The following is a 5,303-nucleotide window of genomic DNA, read 5'->3' as shown; positions in this document are numbered from 1 at the left end:
GCACGTGCCTTGCGGTGCTGCGCCCCGGGTCGACCGAAGAGGTCGCCCGAGTGATGCGGATCGCCCGGGAAGAGAACCTCGTCGTCATCGCCCAGGGCGGCAACACCTCGAACGTCGAGGGGGCGACGCCATCCCCCGGGTGGCCCGACGACCTGAACCGCCGCACGGTCGTCCTCCAGACCGCCCGCATGAACCGCATCCTTGCCATCGACCCGGTCAACAACACCGCCCACGTCGAGGCCGGAGTGGTGCTGGCGAAGCTCGCGGAGGCGGCCAAAGAAGCCGACCGGCTCTTTCCCTTGTCGTTCGCCGCGGAAGGAAGCGCCCAGATGGGCGGCGTCCTGGCGACGAACGCCGGAGGCGTGCACGTGCTCCGCTACGGGAACACCCGCGCGCTGACGTTGGGACTCAAAGTCGTGTTGGCGGACGGCCGGGTGTTGGATCTCACCCGATCACTCAGAAAGGACAACGCGGGCTACGACCTGAAGCAACTCTTCATCGGGTCGGAGGGAACCCTCGGCATCATCACGGAAGCCGTGGTGAAACTCGAACCCCGTCCGCAGTCGAGGACCGTGCTTTGGCTCACGCTCGCCGACTTGAAGGCCGTCGAAGGGCTCTTCACCGCACTGGAGCGCGAGGCCGGCCCCACGCTCACCGCGTTCGAGCTGATCGGGAGAAGCCCGCTCGTGAGCGCCATCACCGTGCGGGGCTTCACGCCGCCCACCGACCCCGCCGACTGGCAGGTTCTGGCCGAAATCTCCCACATGCGTGCGGACGATGCCGACGCCGCGAACGAGCGCTTGACCGACATGCTGGGTGAGCTCATGGACGCCGGCCTCATCACCGACGGCGCGGTCTCGCAGAGCGAAGACCAGGCGGACGCCCTCTGGGCGATCCGCGAGGGGATCCCCGGCGCGGTGAAGCGCCAGGGCGGAAACGTCAAGCACGACGTCTCGGTGCCGAGATCCCGCATGGTGGAGGTAATCGAGAGGACGACGGCGGCGCTCCGCGCCGCGGTGCCGATGTCGGAACCCAGCATCTTCGGGCACTACGGCGACGGGAACCTTCACTTCAACGTGGGGGCGGTGGCGGGTTCCCTCACGAAGGCGATCTTCGCTTTTGAAGACGAGATCCACCGCATCGTTCACGACCACGTCTTGGCGGCGGGCGGCTCGATCGCCGCCGAACACGGCGTGGGCGCGATGAAGACCTTGGAATTGGAGCGCACTAAGGACCCGGTGGAGTTGGACCTCATGCGGACGGTGAAGCGCGCTTTGGACCCCGAGGGGCGCCTGAACCCCGGGCGCGTCGTGAGGACGGAAGGGTTCTGACCGCCCCGGAAGGTTGGAACCCAAGGCCCTTCTCTGGGCGGGCCTCTTGCATCCACCCGTCCATCCGATCATTCGCCTTCGCGCATTTTTCACCCCGTTTCGACGCCGACCGGCCGATTCGTAAATGACTCCTACGGATGGTGTTTTTTCCTGCCCGCGACGTGTAGGATGAGGTGATTTCAGACTCATCCCCCCAAGAGGCCTACACGATGAAACCTCATACGCTCCGCACGCTCCTCGCCCTCACGTCGGCGGGGCTTCTCCTCACCGGCTGTGCGGGGAACGTCGTCGATCCGGCGCCCATCGAGACGGTTCAGGCGAAGGCTCAGACGGGCAAGGCAAAGCAGCCCGACAAGCCGGTCCCGATGTCGGTCGCCACCTTCCAGGCGCTTCGCGGCGACGGCCTCTACTACTTCGACAACGCCGCGCCCTCGCGATTCTTCGTCTCTGAGTCCATCGCCACCAACGGCCGTTGGCCCGTCGAAGAGGAATTCCGCCGCGGCGCCTCCCACGGCTTCACGTGGGGGTCCGGCGCCGCCGCGATTCTCCGGAACGGCCGTGCGCTGGATCCGCAAGCCGCCGAATCCGTCTCGGTCGAGAAGAACGGCGACGTGATCCTGCACTTCCGGAACGAGAAGAACTCGAAGGAGACGCTGACGCTGCGCCTGAAGCTCGAAGCCTACGACCTCTCGGGGCTCCCGATCGGCTACTACCTCGTGACGAGGAGCGGCCGCTCCACCCCGGCCGGATACTTCATCGGCGAGCGCTACGTCTTCCCGCAGGGGTCGGTGGGCTACCGCGCGGTGTTGACGACGCCCAAAGACGAGGTGATCGTCCCGACGAAACAGGCATTTAGCGGCTCTGAGACGATCGAAGCCTTCTCGCAGCGCTTCACCAAAGAGATTCCGTACTGCCTCCGCTACATCCCGGGGAAGCGCTCGGAACCCATCGGACTGCGCTTTGACGAGCCGATTCAGAAGAAGACCGTGAAGCAGAAGGGGAAGACCGTTGAGGCGGCCCAGAAGGGCGAGGTCGAACTCTACGAAGTGAAGAAGGGGACGCTCTTCTGCGCGAAGGAAAAGGAGCGTTCGATCGGCGAAGCCGACTGGAACCTCCGCTGGGTGAACGGCACCCGCACGATTTCCTTCACCTTCCCCGAGCACCTCAACCCCGAGGACTACGGGGTCGCGAAGGCGCACCGGGATGCGCTGAGGGTCGCTCTGGCGCAGGAGAAGGCCGGGAAGAAGACGAAGTTGGTGCCGGCGCGCCTGTGGTTGGCCGGGAAGCCCATCACCGACTACCAGTGGCGCTTCAACCGGAAGGCCGCGGAGGCGATCGAGGCCGCGCTCAAAGCGACCGAAGAGAAGCGCGAGGCTTGGGAAGCCAAGCAGAAGCGCCCGCAGCCGAAGAACAAGTGAGGCTGAACGGCTGAAGCTTCAGAGAACGACGGGGACGACCGGCATGGGCGTCCCCGTTCTCGTTTGAAATGGGGTCGGCGACTCAGAAGTGGATCGCCTTGATGTGGTAGTGACGGAGCTCCGGCGGGTGCGGTGTCATGAAGTCGTCGCCGTATTCGATCCGCAGGTACCCCTCCGTGTCGGCCGGCACCGGATAACACTCCCCTTCAAACCTCACCTCCTCACGGCGAACAGCCTTCAACTGTTCAGGACGGATCGTCCAGTTGGCGAACGATTCCGACTCGTAGATGAGATGGAAGCCGTCGACAGGACTGCATGTCTTCCTGCGACGCCAAAGCCAGCGAACGGGGTTTCGGACGAGACTCCAAAACCAATAGCCCGGATGCCAACGAGGGAAGGCATGCCGCCCCCTCACCCGTTTGCGCAGAGGGGTCAGCAAAACTTCTCCAGGAGACGCCGCCCTCATGGGGAAGATGTCCAAAAACGGATGCCCCAAACCGTCCGTACCGGTCTCCAACTTTCGCGAGACGTCAAAAACCTTGGTGATGCCGGTCCCCGGCAGGTCCTTCGCGACGAAGGGCGCGGGGAGCAGATGCCGCACCGCATTGAACTTCTCAAACTCCTCCGGGAGCATGATGAGGTCGACGTCGTCGTCCCACGGAATGAAGCCTTGATGACGGACGGCTCCCAACAGCGTGCCGCCGGCCAGGACATAGTTGATGTTGTGCTCGCGGCAGAAGCCGTCGAACACCTTGAGCATGTCTGCGAGCGCGTGCTGCAGCTTCCTCAAGTCCTCATCAGAAAGCACGTTTTCTTCCTCCTCTCTCCGAAAACGCGGCGAGCAACCCGCCCACCAAAACCAATGCGGCGCCGACGAGGGGGAGCATCCCCTCCAAGGGGGCGCAGAGCCCGAGCATGCCCCAAAGCACGCTCCACGCGGCATACGTGATGTTGAGCGCGACGCCCCGGGCCATACCGAGGCACCGCATCGCCTCATACCAAGCCCAGTAGGACACGCCGCCGAAGCAGCCGGCGGCGAGCGCCCAACCCCAATCCAACGTCAAACCGCCTCCCCATGGGAGAACCAAAACGAGAAGTCCTGCCAAGAGGGCGGCGCTCACCGTCTCCCGCACCGCGATCGCCTGAAGCGAGGGCGCCGCGCGCATCGCCTTCGAGGCCATCGCACCTTCAAAACTCCACCCGAACACGCAGCCGAGTGCCAGAAGAAGCCCCAACTTCATGTGGGGCGTAACGCCCGCATCGGTGCCGAGTCCCAAGAACACGAACCCCAGCGCCGCGGCGCCCACGCCCCACCACGCGCGTGGGGCATGGCGCTCACGCAGAATCACCATCGCCAAGAGAGCCGCCACGACCGGATAGGCCGCCGTCGCGGCGAGTGCGGCGGCCGTCCCCGCAAGCATCACGGCACCCGCATAGCAGAGCGTGCCGATGACGCTTCCGGCCAAGGCGCCGACACCCAAACCCCGTATCGCCCCCTTCGGGAGTCCCGTCGTGGGAAGAATCCCCTTCGTCACGCCGAGTACGGCGGTCACGGTGACGGCCGCCGAGGCGTCATGCGCCAGGGCGGCCCCCAAGGCCAGCGTGAGTCCGTCCGCCCAAGCAACGCTTGAGGCGGGCTCCATCGCATAGCCCAACGCCAAACCGGATGCCGCCCAAAGGAGCCCCGAGAGAAGGCCGATGATGATGCCGCGCAGACGATGCATGGGATTCACGCCTGACGGCGGCCAAGCATCCGGAAGCGGTCGAAATCGGCGAGGCGCTTCCGGCCGTAGGCCATCGTGCGCCGGTGAAAGCCCCAAAGCGCCCAGACGTAGGAAACCACTGCCTTCGCGCGCTCGACGCGGATGGGGTTGACGTCTCCGTACCGTCGGAGACACTCCATCTGGAACCGCTCGTTGCCGGGATTCTCCGTCAGAAAACTCGCCAAATCCCAGTAGGGAGAGGTGACGGCCGCATATTCGAAGTCGATCAGCTCCACGCTGTCCGGCGTCATCAGAACGTTCTCCGGCACGAGATCACGATGACAAAGCACCTTGGGATCACGGTCCATCTCCTCGGCCCAGGCAAGGATCTCGTCGTGCTCTTCGTCGTCCAGGAGACTCACGCGGGCGGAAGCCTCGTAGCGGAGCACTTCGTCCCGCACCGAGAACTTGGGGAGTCCGGCATCCGGCGGGACGGGAACGGCATGAAGCTTCGCCAACACGGTCATGAGGCGACCGACATCGGCTTCGAAATCCCCGCTTTCGGAGAGAAGCCGGCATTGCCGACGGAAGGGCGAGACCTTGAGGCCGCCCGCGTAGAAGGTTGCGGGCACTGCGTGCGGAAAATCACGCAGAAGCGCCAAGACGCGCGCCTCCACCGTGCGGTCGATCAGGCCGTCCACGCGGACGTTGGGGACGCGCAGCACCTGCTCTTCGCCGTCTACCACGACGAGGAACGTGTCGTTGCTGAGACTCTCAAGGCGCTCGGGCGGGCGCTCGCTGCAGACGACGGCCACCTCCTCAGGGGTCATCACGCCCGCACGGAGAGCGTC

At 65.1% G+C, this 5,303-nt stretch carries 5 protein-coding genes; 2 read left to right on the top strand and 3 right to left on the bottom strand.

The genetic code is table 11. The features are described 5' to 3' along the window. Together HMPREF9440_RS07395 and HMPREF9440_RS07390 are read left to right on the top strand one after the other, a co-directional pair. Positions 1 to 1,331: FAD-binding oxidoreductase (locus tag HMPREF9440_RS07395; protein WP_040764692.1), on the top strand; the 1,331-nt coding region annotated here is incomplete at its 5' end. 209 nt (positions 1,332 to 1,540) lie between these two features. Further along, a complete protein-coding gene (locus tag HMPREF9440_RS07390) occupies positions 1,541 to 2,749 on the top strand; it encodes a hypothetical protein (RefSeq protein ID WP_008542942.1) in 1,209 nt (402 codons plus the stop codon). Positions 2,750 to 2,831: 82 nt separating this feature from the next. Here the strand turns inward: HMPREF9440_RS07390 and HMPREF9440_RS10720 are convergent, their stop codons facing one another. The 3 genes from HMPREF9440_RS10720 to HMPREF9440_RS07375 form a co-directional block, all read right to left on the bottom strand. After that, positions 2,832 to 3,557 (bottom strand): LicD family protein, encoded by a 726-nt coding sequence (locus HMPREF9440_RS10720; RefSeq protein WP_008542940.1) that lies wholly within the window; start codon positions 3,555 to 3,557, stop codon positions 2,832 to 2,834. Next, positions 3,547 to 4,473, bottom strand: a complete 927-nt coding sequence (locus HMPREF9440_RS07380) for a DMT family transporter (protein WP_008542938.1) — start codon at positions 4,471 to 4,473, stop codon at positions 3,547 to 3,549. The genes HMPREF9440_RS10720 and HMPREF9440_RS07380 overlap by 11 nt, the downstream gene beginning before the upstream one ends. Before the next feature lie 5 nt (positions 4,474 to 4,478). Then, the coding region (locus tag HMPREF9440_RS07375) for a phosphotransferase (protein ID WP_008542936.1) at positions 4,479 to 5,303 on the bottom strand (825 nt) is incomplete at its 5' end.

This window comes from Sutterella parvirubra YIT 11816, assembly GCF_000250875.1.
Classification (GTDB): Bacteria; Pseudomonadota; Gammaproteobacteria; order Burkholderiales; family Burkholderiaceae_F; genus Sutterella; species Sutterella parvirubra.
This window is presented reverse-complemented; position numbering and strand designations above follow the sequence as displayed.

Bases quoted from the DNA above. Each gene is read 5' to 3' on its own strand.
- HMPREF9440_RS07390 (WP_008542942.1), top strand. From the start codon at position 1,541: ATGAAACCTCATACGCTCCGCACGCTCCTCGCCCTCACGTCGGCGGGG.
- HMPREF9440_RS07380 (WP_008542938.1), bottom strand. From the start codon at position 4,473: ATGCATCGTCTGCGCGGCATCATCATCGGCCTTCTCTCGGGGCTCCTT.